This window comes from Pseudomonas sp. rhizo25 (assembly GCF_031931935.1).
Classification (GTDB): domain Bacteria; phylum Pseudomonadota; class Gammaproteobacteria; order Pseudomonadales; family Pseudomonadaceae; genus Aquipseudomonas; species Aquipseudomonas synxantha.
This window is the reverse complement of the sequence record NZ_JAUJXA010000052.1, coordinates 1-572: the sequence shown is the minus strand read 5'-3', so window position 1 is coordinate 572 and position 572 is coordinate 1. Positions and strand designations below refer to the sequence as shown.

The following is a 572-nucleotide window of genomic DNA, read 5'->3' as shown; positions in this document are numbered from 1 at the left end:
ACGCAGCAAGACCCGGCAGACGGTGCTGGTGCGGCAGGAGGCTGTGGATGATGCGCCGGCCATGGCGTCGAATCCGAAGGGTGATGCGACGGCACCTGCGGACAAGACGGTTACTAACGGCTGCCCGGTGTCGATGGTCACCGGGGAGGAATTGCTGACCCTCACCGATGGTGCGCTGGACGGGATCTTGCCGTTTGAGTGGACACGGTTGTATCGCACCAGTGCGGTGGAACTGGATTGTGGGTTGGGGTTTGGCTGGAGTCATGCGCTGGCGCACAGGCTTGTTGTGTCGGGCGATTCGGTGGTGTGGACCGATCATGAGAACCGTCGTACGCAGTTTCCGTTGCCCACCGATTCTCGACCGGCGATCACCAATAGCCTGGCCGAAGCGGCGATCTACCTGGGCTCGGCGCCTGATGAACTAGTGTTGGCCCAGGCATCACGGTTCTATCACTTTCGCGACGGTGTGCTGGTCTCGATCAGTGATGCGTATGACAACCGCCTGCGCATTGTGCGTGATCATTCCGGGCGAATTGAGCGGTTGGATAACGGCTCTGGTCGCTCGCTGCTGC

General features: G+C 61.0%; 1 protein-coding gene. It reads left to right on the top strand.

All coding sequences use genetic code 11. The features are described 5' to 3' along the window. Positions 1 to 572 (top strand): DUF6531 domain-containing protein (locus tag QZR30_RS27890; RefSeq protein WP_311904784.1); only part of this gene is annotated, 572 nt, incomplete at both ends.